Annotated in this window: 14 protein-coding genes; 11 read left to right on the top strand and 3 right to left on the bottom strand. The window is 63.5% G+C overall.

Features of this window, described 5'->3' with window-relative positions:
- The first annotated feature begins 104 nt into the window (after positions 1–104).
- Positions 105–1,574 carry a glucose-6-phosphate dehydrogenase gene (gene zwf / locus CNQ84_RS10870; protein WP_174704255.1) on the top strand — a complete coding sequence of 490 codons (1,470 nt, stop codon included), beginning with the start codon at positions 105–107 and terminating at the stop codon, positions 1,572–1,574.
- Here zwf and CNQ84_RS10865 read toward each other — a convergent pair.
- On the bottom strand, positions 1,568–4,420 hold the full coding sequence (locus tag CNQ84_RS10865; RefSeq protein ID WP_096005012.1) for a putative bifunctional diguanylate cyclase/phosphodiesterase: 2,853 nt from the start codon (positions 4,418–4,420) through the stop codon (positions 1,568–1,570). The two genes, zwf and CNQ84_RS10865, sit on opposite strands and share 7 nt — an antisense overlap.
- 350 nt (positions 4,421–4,770) lie before the next feature.
- Between CNQ84_RS10865 and uvrD the strand changes: the two genes are divergently transcribed.
- The 4 genes from uvrD to CNQ84_RS10845 all read left to right on the top strand — a co-directional run bounded on the left by uvrD (position 4,771) and on the right by CNQ84_RS10845 (position 9,685).
- Positions 4,771–6,945, top strand: a complete 2,175-nt coding sequence (gene uvrD / locus CNQ84_RS10860) for a DNA helicase II (protein WP_096004894.1) — start codon at positions 4,771–4,773, stop codon at positions 6,943–6,945.
- A 266-nt stretch (positions 6,946–7,211) separates the two neighbouring features.
- Positions 7,212–8,312: a TRAP transporter substrate-binding protein gene (locus CNQ84_RS10855; RefSeq protein WP_096004893.1), complete on the top strand. Its 1,101-nt coding sequence runs from the start codon at positions 7,212–7,214 to the stop codon at positions 8,310–8,312.
- 177 nt (positions 8,313–8,489) lie between these two features.
- A complete protein-coding gene (locus CNQ84_RS10850; protein WP_096004892.1) occupies positions 8,490–9,203 on the top strand; it encodes a lipopolysaccharide kinase InaA family protein in 714 nt (237 codons plus the stop codon).
- A gap of 23 nt (positions 9,204–9,226) precedes the next feature.
- Entirely contained in the window at positions 9,227–9,685 is a 459-nt protein-coding gene (locus CNQ84_RS10845; RefSeq protein ID WP_096004891.1) for a GNAT family N-acetyltransferase, read from the top strand.
- Between the two features lie 47 nt (positions 9,686–9,732).
- On the opposite strand, the gene CNQ84_RS10840 is transcribed toward CNQ84_RS10845, so the two are convergent.
- Positions 9,733–10,236, bottom strand: coding sequence for an alpha-isopropylmalate synthase regulatory domain-containing protein (locus CNQ84_RS10840; protein WP_245841336.1), 504 nt, complete (start codon positions 10,234–10,236; stop codon positions 9,733–9,735).
- A 7-nt stretch (positions 10,237–10,243) separates the two neighbouring features.
- On the opposite strand from CNQ84_RS10840, the gene CNQ84_RS10835 reads away from it, so the two are divergent.
- The 4 genes from CNQ84_RS10835 (at position 10,244) to CNQ84_RS10820 (ending at position 12,172) form a co-directional block, all read left to right on the top strand.
- A complete protein-coding gene (locus tag CNQ84_RS10835) occupies positions 10,244–10,813 on the top strand; it encodes an AraC family transcriptional regulator (RefSeq protein WP_245841334.1) in 570 nt (189 codons plus the stop codon).
- Between the two features lie 102 nt (positions 10,814–10,915).
- Positions 10,916–11,368, top strand: coding sequence for an RDD family protein (locus CNQ84_RS10830; RefSeq protein WP_096004889.1), 453 nt, complete (start codon positions 10,916–10,918; stop codon positions 11,366–11,368).
- Positions 11,369–11,379: 11 nt separating this feature from the next.
- Positions 11,380–11,790, top strand: coding sequence for a thiol-disulfide oxidoreductase DCC family protein (locus CNQ84_RS10825; protein ID WP_096004888.1), 411 nt, complete (start codon positions 11,380–11,382; stop codon positions 11,788–11,790).
- Positions 11,783–12,172 carry a DoxX-like family protein gene (locus tag CNQ84_RS10820; protein WP_217350086.1) on the top strand — a complete coding sequence of 130 codons (390 nt, stop codon included), beginning with the start codon at positions 11,783–11,785 and terminating at the stop codon, positions 12,170–12,172. Before CNQ84_RS10825 ends, CNQ84_RS10820 begins: the two co-directional genes overlap by 8 nt.
- A 2-nt stretch (positions 12,173–12,174) precedes the next feature.
- Here CNQ84_RS10820 and CNQ84_RS10815 read toward each other — a convergent pair whose 3' ends face one another.
- Complete coding sequence (locus CNQ84_RS10815; protein ID WP_096004886.1) at positions 12,175–12,909, bottom strand: SDR family oxidoreductase; 735 nt, start codon at positions 12,907–12,909, stop codon at positions 12,175–12,177.
- A gap of 102 nt (positions 12,910–13,011) precedes the next feature.
- On the opposite strand from CNQ84_RS10815, the gene CNQ84_RS10810 reads away from it, so the two are divergent.
- On the top strand, positions 13,012–13,938 hold the full coding sequence (locus CNQ84_RS10810; protein ID WP_096004885.1) for a LysR family transcriptional regulator: 927 nt from the start codon (positions 13,012–13,014) through the stop codon (positions 13,936–13,938).
- A gap of 60 nt (positions 13,939–13,998) precedes the next feature.
- Positions 13,999–14,835, top strand: a complete 837-nt coding sequence (lepB, locus tag CNQ84_RS10805; RefSeq protein WP_096004884.1) for a signal peptidase I — start codon at positions 13,999–14,001, stop codon at positions 14,833–14,835.

Raw genomic sequence — 14,835 nt, 5'->3', positions numbered from 1 at the left:
GCAGCATGGCTGCCAGTTTCCCGTCGGCGGGTGGGGCCGGCGGGCGTATAGCTTGTAGTTATACTACAAAAAGGCCCATCGTGTGATGCAGGGGAGGGCAGAGCGTGGCTCAGGCGGGTATCAGTTGTGACATCGTGGTGTTCGGCGGCACGGGTGATCTGGCCATGCGCAAGCTGTTGCCGGCGCTCTACTATCTGCACCGTGACGGGCACCTGCATCCGGATACCCGCATTCTTGCCCTGGCCCGCGCTCAGCACAGCCTGGAGAGCTACGGCAAGCTGGTCAGACGGCATGTCAGCCAGCATGTTGCCCGTGGTGACTTTGACACGGCGCAGTGGGAACGTTTTGCCGAACGGCTTGACTACCTGTCGCTGGATGTCAGTCAACGCGTTGCCTTTCCGCGCCTGACCAAGGTCCTGAGCCCCGGCACCGGGCGTGTGCGGGTGTTCTATCTGGCGACCATGCCGGCTCTGTTTGCCGCCACGGTGCAGCATCTGTCCTCGGTCGGGCTGGTCGATGAGCACGCGCGGGTGGTGCTGGAGAAGCCGCTGGGCGAAAGCCTGGAAACGGCTAACGAAATCAACGACCGCATCGGCAAGGTATTCGACGAATCACGGGTGTTCCGTATCGATCACTACCTCGGCAAGGAAGCGGTGCAGAACCTGCTCGCCCTGCGCTTCGGCAATGCCCTGTTCGAGCCGTTGTGGCGCAATGCGCATATCGATCATGTGCAGATCAGCGTGCTGGAAAGTGTCGGGGTAGAGAACCGCGGCGACTACTATGACCGCGCGGGCGCCATGCGCGACATGGTGCAGAACCATCTGTTGCAACTGCTCTGCCTGGTGGCCATGGAAGCGCCGGTGCATTTCGAGCCCGAGGCCGTGCGTAACGAAAAGCTGAAGATCCTCGAGGCCCTGCGGCCGATCACCGGGATGGATGTGCAGGACCGCACCGTACGCGGTCAGTACGGCGCCGGGCAGCACGCGGGCGAGCGCCTGCCCGCCTACTACTTCGAGAAGAAGGTCGACCATGACAGCAATACCGAAACCTTTGTCGCGCTGAAGACCGAGGTCGATAACTGGCGCTGGGCTGGGGTGCCGTTTTATTTGCGCACCGGCAAGTGTATGGCCCAGCGCAAGTCGGAGATCGTCATTCAGTTCAAACCGGTACCGCATCGGCTGTTTCCGCGCAGTGGCGACAACCCGGAGAACAACCGCCTGATCATCAGCTTGCAGCCGGACGAAGGTATCCGCCTGTCGTTAATGGCCAAGTCGCCCGGGCGCGGCATGGGGCTGCAGAACGTGGATCTGAACCTGGATTTCGCCGCCGCCTTCACCCGGCGCCGCTGGGACGCCTACGAACGTCTGTTGCTGGATGTGATCGAGGGTGATGCGACGCTGTTCATGCGCCGTGACGAAATCGAGGCGGCCTGGCGCTGGGTTGATCCGATCATTGAGGGCTGGGGCGACTTTTACCGTTCACCCAAGCCCTATGCCGCCGGCAGCTGGGGCCCGGACGCCGCCGACAGCCTGCTGGAGCGCCTGGGCCACAGCTGGCTCGATTCGCGCTATTGATCGAGCAGTTGGCAGCTGTTCTGTTCCAGTAACCGGGTAAAGGCGCCGGCCTCGATCGGCCGACTGATGAGGTAGCCTTGGACTTCGTCACAGCCGTTGGCCTTGAGGAAGTTCAGCTGGCCCTCGTGTTCGACACCCTCTGCGACCACCTTGAGCGACAGGCTGCGGGCCATGGCGATGATGGCCAGCACGATGGCGTTGTCGGCATTGGCGGCGTCCAGCTCGGCGACGAAGGCGCGGTCGATTTTCAGCGTGCTGATCGGGAAGCGCTTGAGGTAGGCCAGCGATGAATACCCGGTGCCGAAGTCGTCCACCGACAGGCTCACACCCAGCGCTCGCAGCGCGGCAACGTTTTCGGCGACCTGGTCGCTGTGTTCGGCCAGCATGCTTTCGGTCAGTTCCAGCTCCAGCAGGCGGGCAGGCAGGTTGTGGCGCTGCAGGGTCATCCGCACGCGCTCGGCAAAGCCTTCCTGGCGCAGCTGCTGTACTGACAGGTTGACCGACACCGCGACCGATTGCGGCCCCTGGTGGCACCAGAGCGCGGCCTGCTCGCAGGCGATATCCAGCACCTTCTGCCCCAGCGTCACGATCATGCCGGTTTCCTCGGCGATGGTGATGAAGTCGCCGGGCATCACCAGCCCTCTGTCCGGATGCTGCCAGCGCACCAGCGCTTCCGCGCTGCAGATACGGTCACTGGCCAGGTGCAGCTTGGGCTGAAAGTGCACCACCAGCTGGTCTTCGTCGATGGCTTTGCGCAGCTGGTTTTCCAGCTGCAGACGGTCCAGGCTGTAGGCGCGCAGCTCACGTGTGTAGAACTGCCAGCGGTTGCCGCCCAGGTGCTTGGCGTGCTGCATCGCCTGGTTGGCCTGGGTGATCAGCAGCAGGCTGTCGCGCGCGGTGGTCGGGAATACGCTGATGCCGATGGAGGCGGTGGTGACCAGCTCGTGCTCGGCCACCAGCATGGGTTTGCGCAGGGCTTCCAGCAACTGGCTGGCCAGGACGCCGAGCTGCTGTTCGTCGTCGGCCTGCTCGACAATCACCACAAACTCGTCTGCCGACAGCCGCGCCAGGGTGTGCCGGCTGTCGACTTCGGTGCTGAGCCGGCGTGCAACCTCCTGCAGCAGGCCGTCTGCCACGGCGTGGCCGAGGGTCACGTTGATGTGCTTGAAGCGGTCCAGATCGATATGCAGCAGCGCAACCGCGTGGTGGTGCTGGCGGGCGCGGGCAACCGCGTCCTGCAGGCGGTCGGTGAACAGGCTGCGGTTGGCCAGCTGGGTCAGCGGATCGTAGTTGGTCAGGTATTGCAGCTGTTCTTCGGTCTGGCGGTGGGTGGTCAGGTCGGCGAAGAAGCCGACGTAATGCGTCAGCTGTCCGCCGGCGCTGCGCACGACCGCGAGCTGCAGCCAGATCGGGAACAGCTCTCCGTTGCGGCGCCGGGCGGTCATTTCTCCTTGCCAACGATCCTGATTGTTGAGCAGTTGCTGCAGATGGAGGAATTGCTGGCGCAGATCGTCGCTGCCGCTGAGATCCAGAATGTTGTGGCCAACGGCGTCTTGCTGTGACAGTCCGGTGATCACGGTGTAGGCCTGATTGACGGCGAGGATATCCAGTGTCGGGCCGAGGATGAAAATGCCCTCGCTGGTCGCCTCGAACACGGTAGACGCCAGCTGCGCCTGTTCGTCTTGATGCTTGCGTGCGCTGATATCGCGGCGGGTGCCGATCATGCGCAGTACTCGGCCATCGGCGGCACGTTCCACTGCACGGCCGCTGTCCTCGACCCACAGCCAGTGGCCACTGCTGTGACGTACGCGGTACTCCATGCGGTAGGCCGCGGTCTGGCTCTTCATATGCCGAACCAGCGTGCGGCGCACCATGGTGACATCAGCCGGGTGTACCAGCGGGCGCAGATCCTGGCGCATGCTGGGCACGTATTCGTCCGGCATGCCGAAGAGCGCGTTGAGGCGCGAGTGGTACACCTTGTCGGTGGTCAGATCCCAGTCCCACAGACCGAGCTGGCTGGCCTCCATGGCCAGGGTTAGCTGCGCCTCGCTGGCCTGCAGATCGTGGGTGGCCTTTTCCAGCTCGGCGGTGCGCTGGCGCACCCGTTCTTCCAGATCGTCGTGGCTGTCGCGCAGGGACTGCTCGGCGCGGCGGCGCTGGTTAATCTCGCGGGTCAGTTGCTGGTTAAGCTCTTCGGTGTGCTGGTGGGCGCTGCCGAGATTGCCCAGCAGGGCTTCGTTGCGCAGGTTGCTGATCAGCGCGTTGCGCATGGTCCGGTGGATCAGCGCAGCGGCCAGCAGGATAAAGCAGAACATCATGGCGCCGGTCTGCGCCCAGACCAGGCTGCTGGGCGTGCCGTCGGCCAGCAGCCAGATGACCGGCGGCAGCCAGGCGGGCAGCATGAAAGAGGCGAACGCGCTGTAGCGCGGCGCGTAGAGTACGCCAACGCAGATGCTGACGCCGCTGGCGATACTGTACATCTGCGCCTGCAGGGCAAAGTTGTCCAGCGGGGTCAGGGCGATATGTACCCAGCTCAGACAGAGTCCGGAGGCGAGGTTGCCGAGATGGAAAAACAGGCTCCAGCGACGCTGCAGGCGCTCCCGTGCCGAGGCCTGCCAGTAACGGCCTACCAGCACCTGACGGGTTGCCACCAGCAGGCCGAGCAGGGCTATCCACACCAGCAGGCTGCTGCGGGTGCTGTGGGCCCAGGCGAGCGGGGTGATCAAAACGGCGGTGACCAGCAACAGCCATTGCGGCAAGCGGGACTGGGCGTACAGCTGGTTCAGCTGCTGCAAGCGCAGTTCATCGCGGGGAATCGGGCTGAAGGCCGCTGGACTGGCGCTCATGCGGCTGCGCTGCTCCATGGTCCGTTGACGTTGTTTTTTGTCATTGTTGTGTCTGTCGGGTCGGCTTGTGTGCCTGCCCAACCATACACCAGGGGACGTGCCCGGCACAGTCCCTGGTGCGCAAAAAACAGCTTGCCAAGGTCTCTATCTCGGGAATCCGACGCAGACGCTCAGCCGTTGGGCGGATGACCGCAAGGTCCGCCAGTGACGGGCCCGGCGACGGGGCGGCAGTAGCGCGTGTGCGCTGTACTGAAATGGCCTATTTGAATTGAGCAGGCAGCCCCGCACGGCGGGCGCCCAAGCATGCAGAGGGCTTGTGGAATGGATCAGTGCTTCCCTAGAATGCCGCGATGGATATTTCCCACCTGCTTAATTCGCTTAACGAAGCCCAACGCCAGGCGGTCAGCGCCGCAGTCGGCCAGCAACTGGTGCTGGCCGGGGCCGGCTCCGGCAAAACCCGAGTACTGGTGCACCGTATCGCCTGGTTGGTTCAGGTGGAACAGGCGTCGCCCTGGAGCATTCTCTCGGTTACTTTCACCAACAAGGCTGCCCATGAGATGCGCGCGCGGATCGAGCAGCTGCTCGGCATCTCGCCGCAGGGTATGTGGGTCGGCACCTTCCACGGGCTGGCGCACCGTCTGCTGCGCGCCCACTGGCGAGAGGCCGGCCTGGCTGAACAGTTTCAGATCCTCGATAGCGATGACCAGCAGCGGTTGATCAAGCGCGTGATTCGCGAGCTGGGCCTGGACGACAACCAGTGGGCGCCCCGGCAGGCCCAGTGGTGGATCAACTCGCAGAAGGATGAAGGCTTGCGCCCGCAGCACATCCAGCCGGCGGGTGACCTGTACATGACCACCATGGTGCGCATTTACGAAGCCTACGAGCAGGTGTGCAATCGTGCCGGCGCGGTGGACTTTGCCGAGCTGTTGCTGCGCTCGCTGGAGCTGTGGCGCGACAATCCGGCCCTGCGTGAACAGTACCGCGCGCGCTTCCGGCATATTCTGGTCGACGAGTTTCAGGACACCAATGCGGTGCAATACGCCTGGTTGCGGCACCTGGCTGGCAACAATCCGAGCCTGATGGTGGTGGGTGACGACGACCAGTCGATCTATGGCTGGCGCGGGGCACGCATCGAAAATATCCAGCAGTTCCAGACCGATTACCCGAACGCCGAGATGATTCGCCTAGAGCAGAATTACCGCTCTACCGCGACCATCCTCAAGGCCGCCAACGCGCTGATCGGCAATAACGCCGGGCGCCTGGGCAAAGAGCTGTGGACCGATGGCAACGAGGGTGAGCCGATTGCCCTGTATGCCGGCTTCAACGAGCAGGACGAAGCGCGCTACATCGTCGAGCGTATCGAGCAGGGCATTCGCGATGGCCTGAGCCGCAGTGAGATCGCCATCCTGTATCGCTCCAACGCCCAGTCGCGAGTGCTGGAAGAAGCGCTGCTGCGCAGTGGCATTCCCTATCGCATCTATGGTGGGCAGCGCTTTTTCGAGCGGGCCGAGATCAAGAACGCCATGGCCTACCTGCGGCTGATGGGCAGTCGTGGCGACGATGGCGCGCTGGAACGCATTATCAACCTGCCCACCCGCGGCATCGGCGACAAGACCGTCGAGTTGCTGCGTCAGCAGGCCCGGGAGCAGGATGTCTCGATGTGGCAGGCGGCCTGCGACCTGCTCGATAACAAAGGCTTGCCGGGCCGCGCTGCCAATGCCGTGCAGGGCTTTATGGTGCTGATCGAGGAGATGGCCGAGCGCGCTCAAGGTCTGCCGCTCTACAGTCAGGCGCAGATCGCCATCGAGCACAGCGGCCTGCTGCGCTTTCATGAGCAGGAAAAGGGCGACAAGGGTCAGACCCGGGTGGAAAACCTGGAAGAACTGGTGTCCGCCGCGCGTGGCTTCGAGAACGACATGGCCGACGCGGAAGAGGACGGCGACGTGCTGCTGGCCTTCCTCGCGCACGCTTCGCTGGAAGCGGGCGAAACCCAGGCCGATCGCTTTGAAGACAGCGTGCAGCTGATGACCTTGCACAGCGCCAAGGGGCTGGAGTTTCCGCTGGTATTTATGGCCGGGGTGGAAGAAGGGCTGTTCCCGCACAAGATGAGCCTGGAAGACCCGGGCCGGCTTGAGGAAGAGCGCCGCCTGGCTTACGTCGGCATTACCCGGGCGATGCAGCAACTGGTGATCACCTGGGCCGAGACGCGCCGCCTGTATGGCAGCGAAACCTTCAACAAGGTCTCGCGCTTTGTACGTGAAGTCCCGGGTGAACTGATTCAGGAAGTCCGGCTGGGCAATCAGGTCAGCCGCCCCTTTGGCCCGGCCAAGGGTGGTCTGTTTGCCAGCGAAGCGTCAGAGAACACCGGTTTTGCCCTTGGCCAACGCGTCGAACACGCGTTGTTCGGCGAAGGTGTGGTGCTCAACTACGAAGGCCAGGGCGCGCAAGCGCGCATTCAGGTCAACTTTGATGACGAAGGCAGCAAGTGGCTGATGGTGGCGTATGCCAAGCTGCAGGCGCTGTAGCGCCAGCAGCTCGGAGCCGCAAGCTTTAAGCCTCAAGCTGCAAGCGGTTTGTGCGTGCGGGAAGCACTTTGCCAGGTTGCACGACGTTGTGGTTGACGGCGCGCGGTTGTCGACAGGCTAATCCGCGACCACGCGGACAGCGTGTGGCTTTGAATATTTTGCGGTTTGGGTAATTCGCCGGAGAGGAGGGCGCGTGTCGACGCTGCCTACACCCCTATAAAAGTCAGCAGCGGACAGCTTGCCGCTTGAAGCTTGGAGCTATAAGAATGGATAGACGTAACTTACTGACCGCCGCCGGACTGGGTTTGGGGGCTGCGGCGCTGGCCGGGTGCAAGGACGATAGCGCGCCGGCGGGTGGGGCGAGTGCTGCGCCGGAGCAGCGCTTTCGCTGGAAAATGGTTACCTCCTGGCCGGAGAACTTTCCTGGCCTGGGTACCACCGCGCAGCGCTTTGCCGACACGGTAGCGCGGCTGTCCAACGGCCGCTTGAGCATTCAGGTTTTTGCTGCTGGTGCGCTGGTGCCGGCGCTGGAAGTGTTTGACGCGGTATCCAGTGGCACCGCTGAGCTGGGCCACAGCGCGGCCTATTACTGGAAGGGCAAGAGCGCCGCTGCGCCTTTTTTCACCGCTGTGCCCTTTGGTATGAACGCGCAGGAAATGAACGCCTGGCTGTACGAGGGTGGCGGGCTTGAGCTGTGGCAGAAGGCCTACGATCCGCTGGGCGTGGTGCCGCTGCCCTGCGGCAACACCGGCGTGCAGATGGCCGGCTGGTTCAACAAGGAAATCAACAGCCTGGATGACCTGCAGGGCCTGAAGATCCGCATGCCCGGCTTTGGTGGCGAGGTGCTGGCACGGGCCGGCGCGACCACCGTCAACCTGCCCGGCAGCGAGATCTTCACCTCCCTGCAGACCGGCGTGATCGACGCCAGCGATTGGGTCAGCCCCTACAACGATCTCGCCTTCGGCCTCTACCAGGCCGCCAAGTACTACTATTACCCCGGCTGGCAGGAGCCCTGCGCGGTGCTGGAGTTGACGATCAACAAGCAGAAGCTGGCCGAGTTGCCAGATGATCTGCGTGCCATCGTCATCGAGGCCGCGCGCTCGACCAACCAGGCCATGCTGGATGAGTACGGTCGACGTAACGCCGAAGCCCTGCACACGCTGGTTAACGAGCACCACGTCCAGCTACGCCGCCTGCCGGACTCAGTGCTGGACCGCTTGCGTGACATCAGCGGTGACGTGCTGGAAGAAACCGCCGCCATGGACCCGCTCAACCGTGAGGTCTGGGACTCGATGCAGGCTTTCCGTGAACGCATTCAGGCCTGGCACGCGCTGGGCGAGAAGGCGATGTACGATTTGCGCAGCTGAGCGCTGTCAGGGGTAAGTCGGCCTGTTCGCCGATGATCGCTGCCGTAGTATTTGTTTTGACCACACAGGGCGATAGTGGGTAAGGTGATTGGCCGTTAACAACAATCACCTGTCCCACTGGCGCGGTCCTTGCAGTTCGACGTCAGACAGTGCGTGACGACAGCGAGGCATAACAATATGAAAGACAAGGCGCATCCCGCGTTCAGTGACTGGTGGGCCCGGCAGGGCGACTGGGTAGAAGAGCCCAACGAGCGCCGCGACGGCAACAGCGGCGTGCAGCGGCTGACCGATCAAGACGTCACCCTCTATCTCAAACGCCAGATTGGCCACCTCAGCCGCTCGCTGCGTTATCCCCTTGGACGGCCCACTGTGGTGCGCGAAGCCTGGGCTTTGGAGGCTTATCGCGCCGCTGGTGTGCGTGTGCCGCAGATCCGCTTTGCGGGTGCGCGCAAGCAGCAGGGCCAGTGGCAAGGGCTGCTGGTGACCCAAGAGCTGCGCGACTTCATCAGCCTTGATGAGTGGTATGCCGGCGATGCCAGAGCGCAGCATGGCGAAGCCGTGCACCGCCACATGTTGCGTGAGCTGGCCAGCTGCCTGAGTCTGGCGCATAACGCCGGCCTGCAGCATGGCTGCCTGTACTCCAAACATATTTTCATCCGGGTACGCAGTCGGGGGGTGGAAATCGCGCTGCTCGACCTGGAGAAATGTCGCCGCCGCTGGCGTCGCAGCGCCGCCGTGCGCCACGACCTGAAGCAGCTTTACCGCCACCGTGGGCCGATGCCCGAGGCAGACTGGTTCCAGTTGCTGGAGGATTATCGTCAGGTCGCTGAGATCGCACCCAGCGAACGCCTGTTGGGCCGCAAAACGCCGGTCCGGCCGCGTCAGGCCTAGGCGTTGTCTCTCTGGTGAATGACATGCGCATTGGCCTCGCCACCGCTGCCGACGCCGGGCGGGTGGGGCGACTGTTTGACCTGTACCGTCAGTTTTATGAGCAAGCTGCCGATCTAGCGGGCGCGATCGCCTACCTGCATGCCCGCCTGCAGAAGGGGGAGTCGGTGGTGCTCATCGCCGAGACTGCAGAGGGCGAGCTGGCGGGCTTCTGCCAGCTGTACCCGACTTTCTGTTCGGTGGATATGGCCCCTATTTGCGTTCTGTACGATCTGTTTGTTGCCGCTGACTTTCGTCGTCAGGGCATTGCCGAACAGTTGCTGACGGCAGCCGGCCAGCAGGCCGAGGCTCGCGGCGCGGTGCGCATGGAGCTGGCAACGGCGATCACCAATACGGCGGCCCAGCGGCTCTACGAGTCGACCGGCTGGGTCCGTGATGAGGTCTTTTTCCATTACGCTAAAACGCTGCCGGCGCCAGCGAACTGAGCTGCGCCAGGGGGGGCCGCTCTGTGCCGACGCCGCCTTGTCCTTGCTTAGTCTGTCGCGTCGGCAAACCGGGCAGCGGCACTCAGCACCGCCAATACCGATGCCGTCGCTATATTCGGGTGTCGACCGACGCCGAAGCGTGAGCCGGGCACGCCGGGCATGGCGGCTTCAACTATGGCGACGGCTGCGGCCTCTGACCCTGCAGCCAGACTGCGCTCTTCAAAGCTGTCGATACGCAGCGGCAGCCCCAGGGCCGCAACGGTGGCGGCTATCGGGCCGTTGCCCGATCCGGCGATGGTCCTGACGGCACCGTCGCTGTCTGCCAGCTCCAGTGCGATGCCTTGACCGTCCAGATGCTCGAACAGACGATGGTTGCGGTAGATGAGGCTTGATCGCACCTGCGTTGGTGCGAGATAGGTCTGCTCGAAAATCGCCCAGATCTGCGCACTGCTCAACTCCGTCTCACTGGTGTCAGCCAGCGCCTGCACGATGGCACTGAACTCGACCTGCATGCGGCGTGGCATGCGGATGCCGCTGTCGCGTTGCAGCACAAAGGCGATGCCGCCTTGGCTGGTGGTGCCCGTTGCGCTGCAGGCGCATGGTCTGTTCGTGCGTGAGGACCTATGCGCGCGCCTGCCTGCGGTCGACTGCGTGGTGCATGTCTCGGGCTTGCTGCGGGAGCTGATCATGGCGCTGACCCAAAGCGATATCCCTGGTGGTGTCCGGCGCAGGCAGTTGCTTGGCGAGCTGCTGGTTGAGGAGCTGCACGCTCAGCCGCTGCTGCCGCTGCATTTGCCGTGGCCGGCTGGTGGCGCTGACAGCGCCCTGCAGCAGGTGTGTCAGGCACTGGTGGACGATCCGGGCGATAGCGCCACGGCTGCCGAGTGGGCGAGCAGGCTGGCCATCGGCGACAAGACGTTCCAGCGGCGTTTTTTGCAGGCCACCGGCATGACGTTCGGCAGGTGGCGACAGCAGCTGCGGTTGATGTCGTCGCTGACGCTGTTGCTGCAGGGGTTGCCGATCACTCAGGTCGCGCTCGCCTGCGGCTATGACAGCCATAGCGCCTACAGCACGGCCTTCCGTAAACAGTTCGGGCAGACGCCTTCGGCTTTTGTTGCGACCCGATAGATGTGGCGCTGCCATGCGCTGGCTTGACAGCGCGCGGAGCGCACACGGCGCAGGCCAAGCCTGATATGCTCGCGGGATTCTCATCTGCCCAAAGGACTGACCATGAGCGAACCCCAATACGCCGGTTTCTGGCTGCGTTTCGGCGCCACCATTATCGATTCTGTGATTTTCGGACTGGTGCTGATGGTGCCGCTGGCGCTGATCTACGGTGAAAGCTACTGGATCGATGAAACCATGGTGCATGGCGTCTGGGACGTCCTGCTCAGCTATATCGTGCCCTTTATTGCCACGCTCTGGTTCTGGCGCCGCTTTCTCGGTACACCCGGCAAGATGTTGCTGCGCTTGCGGGTGGTCGATGCGCGCACCGGGGAGCCATTGCCGCTGGGCCAGTGCGTGCTGCGCTATATCGGCTATTTCGTGTCTGCCTTGCCGCTGTGCCTGGGCTTTCTCTGGGTCGCGTTCGATGCACGTAAGCAGGGCTGGCACGACAAGATCGGCGGCAGTGTGGTGATTGTCGAACCCCGTGAGCCGGTGCGCTTCGAAGGCCGAGACTAAGGAACGCCGTCATGACCGTTGCCGAGTCGCCGGTGATTCTGTTCGACGGGGTCTGCAAGCTCTGCAGCGCCTGGGCCAACTTCATCATCGCGCATGATGCTGAGCATCGCTTCCGGCTCTGCAGCGTGCAGTCGGCGGCTGGCCAGCGGCTGTTGGCGCAACACGGTTATCCGACCGATACCTTTGAAACCATGCTGGTGAGCGATGGGCAGCGCTGCTTTGAGAAAAGTGCGGCGTTCTTCTTCGTGATGAAGCGGCTTGGCTGGCCGTGGCGTGGACTGCTGGTGTTTCGACTGATTCCGCGGCCGCTGCGCGACTGGCTGTACGACCGTATCGCGCTGAATCGCTACCGGCTGTTTGGCCGCTACGAGCTGTGCCAGCTGCCGTCGGCTGATCACGCGGGGCGCTTTGTCGATGAGTAGGCAGGACGCGCTGACGATGGCGCGCTGGTGTCGCTGGATGCTGGCGTTGGTCTTTATCTACCACGGCCTGGTGCCCAAGCTGCTGTTTCTCAGCCCGGTTGAGGTGCAGATGGTCGAGGCGGCCGGGCTGGGCCTGGATGCGCGGGTGGTGTCGCCTCTGGCCGGCTTGGCAGAAGTGGTGTTGGGGCTGGTGATTCTGTTTGGTTTGTTTGGCCGCTGGCCGGTACTCGCCGCTGGGCTTGGACTGGTTGGGCTGCTCGCCTACGTCGCGGTGTTCACTCCGATGCTGCTGATCGAGGCGTTCAACCCGGTATCGACCAATCTGCCGGCCCTGCTGCTCTGCGTCCTGATCTTCCGTCTGGAGCAGAGCGCAGAGAGCTGAGCTCAGGCAAAACCGCCGTTGGCGCGCAGCACCTGACCGTTGACCCAGCCACCGTCCTGGCTGCAAAGAAAGGCCACGGTGTTGGCGATATCCTCCGGCTCGCCCAGGCGCTCCAGCGGATTCATCGCCGCCAGCTGGGCGATCTGCTCCGGCGTTTTCCCCTTGAAGAACAGCTCGGTTGCTACCGGCCCCGGAGCGACTGCGTTGGCGGTGATCTGGCGGCCGCGCAGCTCGTTGGCGAATACCCGAATAAGCCCCTCAACCCCGGCTTTGGCGGCGATGTAGGGCCCGTAGCCGGGGAAGTTGCGCGCCAGCACGCTGCTGGACAGCGCGACAAAGCGGCCGCCCTCGCTGAGCTGCTCACGGGCGTGGCCCATCAGCAGAAAGGTGCTGCGCAGGTTAACTGCCACACATTGATCGAAGGACTCAAGGTGCTCCAGAGCGATGTTGGCCATCGGCAGAATGCCGGCGTTGTGCACGATGGTGGCGAGCGGACCGGCGGCCTGAACGGCATCGCTGAACAGCTGCTGCAGTTGTTGCGGGTCACTGACGTCGGCCTGCAGGGCAACGGCCTTGCCGCCGGCTGCTGTTATCTCGGTCACGGTATCCGCTGCAGCGGCGGCGTCACGTGCGTAGTTGACGATGACGGTGAAGCCGTCGGCAGCCAGACGCTGGGCAATGGCGCGGCCGATGCCGCGGGATGCGCCGGTCACCAGCGCGGTGTTTGGCGTTGTCATGGTGGTGTCTCCCGTTGAGTGGTGGCCTAGTATTGTTGTTGCGTGCATATGGATAAATGCCGCTAAACTGCCAAGAGAATTCAATCAGGAACAACAATCCCTATGGATCGTTTTGACAGCCTGCGGCTGTTCGTGCGTATCGTCGAACAGGGCAGCTTTACTCGGGCGGCGGCGGACCTGAGTATTCCGCGAGCGACCGCAACCCACGCGATCAAGGCGCTGGAAGAACGTTTGGGCGCGCGTCTGCTGGAGCGCACCACGCGCAAGGTGACGGCCACGCTGGATGGTCAGCAGTACTACCAGCGCTGCCAGCGGATTCTGGCCGAGCTGGAGGCCGCCGACGAGGATGTGGCCAGGCGTGCGCGTGAGCCCGAAGGCACGCTGCGGCTGGATTTGCACGGCTCCCATGCCTCGCGCATCGTGCTGCCGCATATCGACAGCTTTCAGCGCCTGTACCCGCGGATTCATCTGGTGGTCGGCAGCGGCGACCGGCTGGTGGATCTGGTCGCCGAAGGCGTGGATTGTGTGGTTCGCAGCGGCATGCCTGAGGATTCGTCGCTGAGTGCCAGGCCGCTGGCGCTGATCCCCGAGGTCACCTGCGCCAGCCCGGACTATCTGCAGCGCTACGGCCGTCCGCAGCATCCGGATGAGCTGGCCGCGCACCTGGCAGTCGGCTTTTTTGCCCGTCATCAGGATCGCCGCTACCCCTTCGAGTTTCTGGTCGACGGCGTGGTGCGGCGGGTTGAGCTGGCCAGCCGTATCGATGTCAATGACGCAGACAGTTATGTCGCCTGTGCGCTGCGCGGCTGCGGGTTGATTCAGCTGCCGCGCTATCGTGTCGAGCGCGAGCTGGCCAATGGCGAGCTGGTCGAGGTGCTGGCTGGCTACCCGAGTCCGGGCTTGCCGGTGCACGCCCTGTATCCGCGCCATCGCCAGCCGTCGCGGCGGGTTCGGGTCTTTATCGACTGGGTCAGCGTTATCTACGCCGAGCGTTTCGGACCGCTGGACAGACATCAGCTGCAACCCTGAGCCGCCGCCGCGGTCCAACTCCGGATTGGGCCGTTGGGGCCCGCTTTCCAAGGAGTGGTTGTGCCGGCATCCTGGTCCCCCCGAATCTGGCTCAGCGTGGTGCTGGGCATCTTCCTGCAGCCCTTTGTCTTCCTGTACGTCAACCGGCCAGGGCTGTTCTGGCTGTACCTCGTCGCCAGCCTGGTGTGCGCCGGAGTGGATTGGTACTTCGGTTGGGCGCTGACGCTGTTATTCAGTGTGTTGTGCCCGCTGCATGCGGCGCTGATCGCGCGTCGTTATGATCCGACCCAACCTCGGCGCTGGTACTGTCGTGCCTGGGTGCCGGTCGGGCTTTACCTGCTGCTGATGGCGATAATCCTGGGTACGCGCACCTACCTTTACGAGCCTTACTCGGTGCCGTCCGCCTCCATGCATCCCACCCTGCGCGAAGGTGACCTGTTTATCGCCCAGAAGTGGGGCTTCGCCCATCGCAGCCTGTTCGGCCTGCGCCTGCCGGGCAGTGGCCATGTGGATACCGCACGCCTGCGCCGTGGTCAGGTCTATGTGTTTTATCCACCGGGGCATGAGATGCTTTACGTCAAACGCCTGATGGCCCTGCCGGGCGACATTATCGCGCTGACCCCGGACGGGGTTGTGATCAACGGCCAGACCCTGGCGCGTACCGAGCTGGTATCCGCTGCGGGCCTGCATGTCTATCGTGAGGACAACGGCCCGCAAAGCTATCGTATCCAGCAGTTGGATGATGCGCCGCCCACCGAGGTCCGCACCTTCAAGGTGCCGGCCGGACATTACTTCTTTCTGGGCGATAACCGCGACAACTCCAATGACAGTCGCTACTTTGGCAGCGTGCCGGCTGACCAGATTGTCGGAGAGCTGGTCTGGCAGGGGCTCGAATGA

This window comes from Pseudomonas abyssi (genome assembly GCF_002307495.1).
Lineage (GTDB): Bacteria > Pseudomonadota > Gammaproteobacteria > Pseudomonadales > Pseudomonadaceae > Halopseudomonas > Halopseudomonas abyssi.
Note: the sequence above shows the minus strand (reverse complement) of the source record. Positions and strands in the feature narration are given on the sequence as shown.

Coding starts and splice junctions, on each gene's coding strand:
- CNQ84_RS10815 (WP_096004886.1), bottom strand. CDS start 12,909: ATGACAACGCCAAACACCGCGCTGGTGACCGGCGCATCCCGCGGCATC.
- CNQ84_RS10845 (WP_096004891.1), top strand. CDS start 9,227: ATGCGCATTGGCCTCGCCACCGCTGCCGACGCCGGGCGGGTGGGGCGA.
- CNQ84_RS10850 (WP_096004892.1), top strand. CDS start 8,490: ATGAAAGACAAGGCGCATCCCGCGTTCAGTGACTGGTGGGCCCGGCAG.
- CNQ84_RS10865 (WP_096005012.1), bottom strand. CDS start 4,420: ATGAGCGCCAGTCCAGCGGCCTTCAGCCCGATTCCCCGCGATGAACTG.
- CNQ84_RS10810 (WP_096004885.1), top strand. CDS start 13,012: ATGGATCGTTTTGACAGCCTGCGGCTGTTCGTGCGTATCGTCGAACAG.
- uvrD (WP_096004894.1), top strand. CDS start 4,771: ATGGATATTTCCCACCTGCTTAATTCGCTTAACGAAGCCCAACGCCAG.
- CNQ84_RS10835 (WP_245841334.1), top strand. CDS start 10,244: ATGCCGCCTTGGCTGGTGGTGCCCGTTGCGCTGCAGGCGCATGGTCTG.
- CNQ84_RS10820 (WP_217350086.1), top strand. CDS start 11,783: ATGAGTAGGCAGGACGCGCTGACGATGGCGCGCTGGTGTCGCTGGATG.
- CNQ84_RS10830 (WP_096004889.1), top strand. CDS start 10,916: ATGAGCGAACCCCAATACGCCGGTTTCTGGCTGCGTTTCGGCGCCACC.
- CNQ84_RS10825 (WP_096004888.1), top strand. CDS start 11,380: ATGACCGTTGCCGAGTCGCCGGTGATTCTGTTCGACGGGGTCTGCAAG.
- CNQ84_RS10855 (WP_096004893.1), top strand. CDS start 7,212: ATGGATAGACGTAACTTACTGACCGCCGCCGGACTGGGTTTGGGGGCT.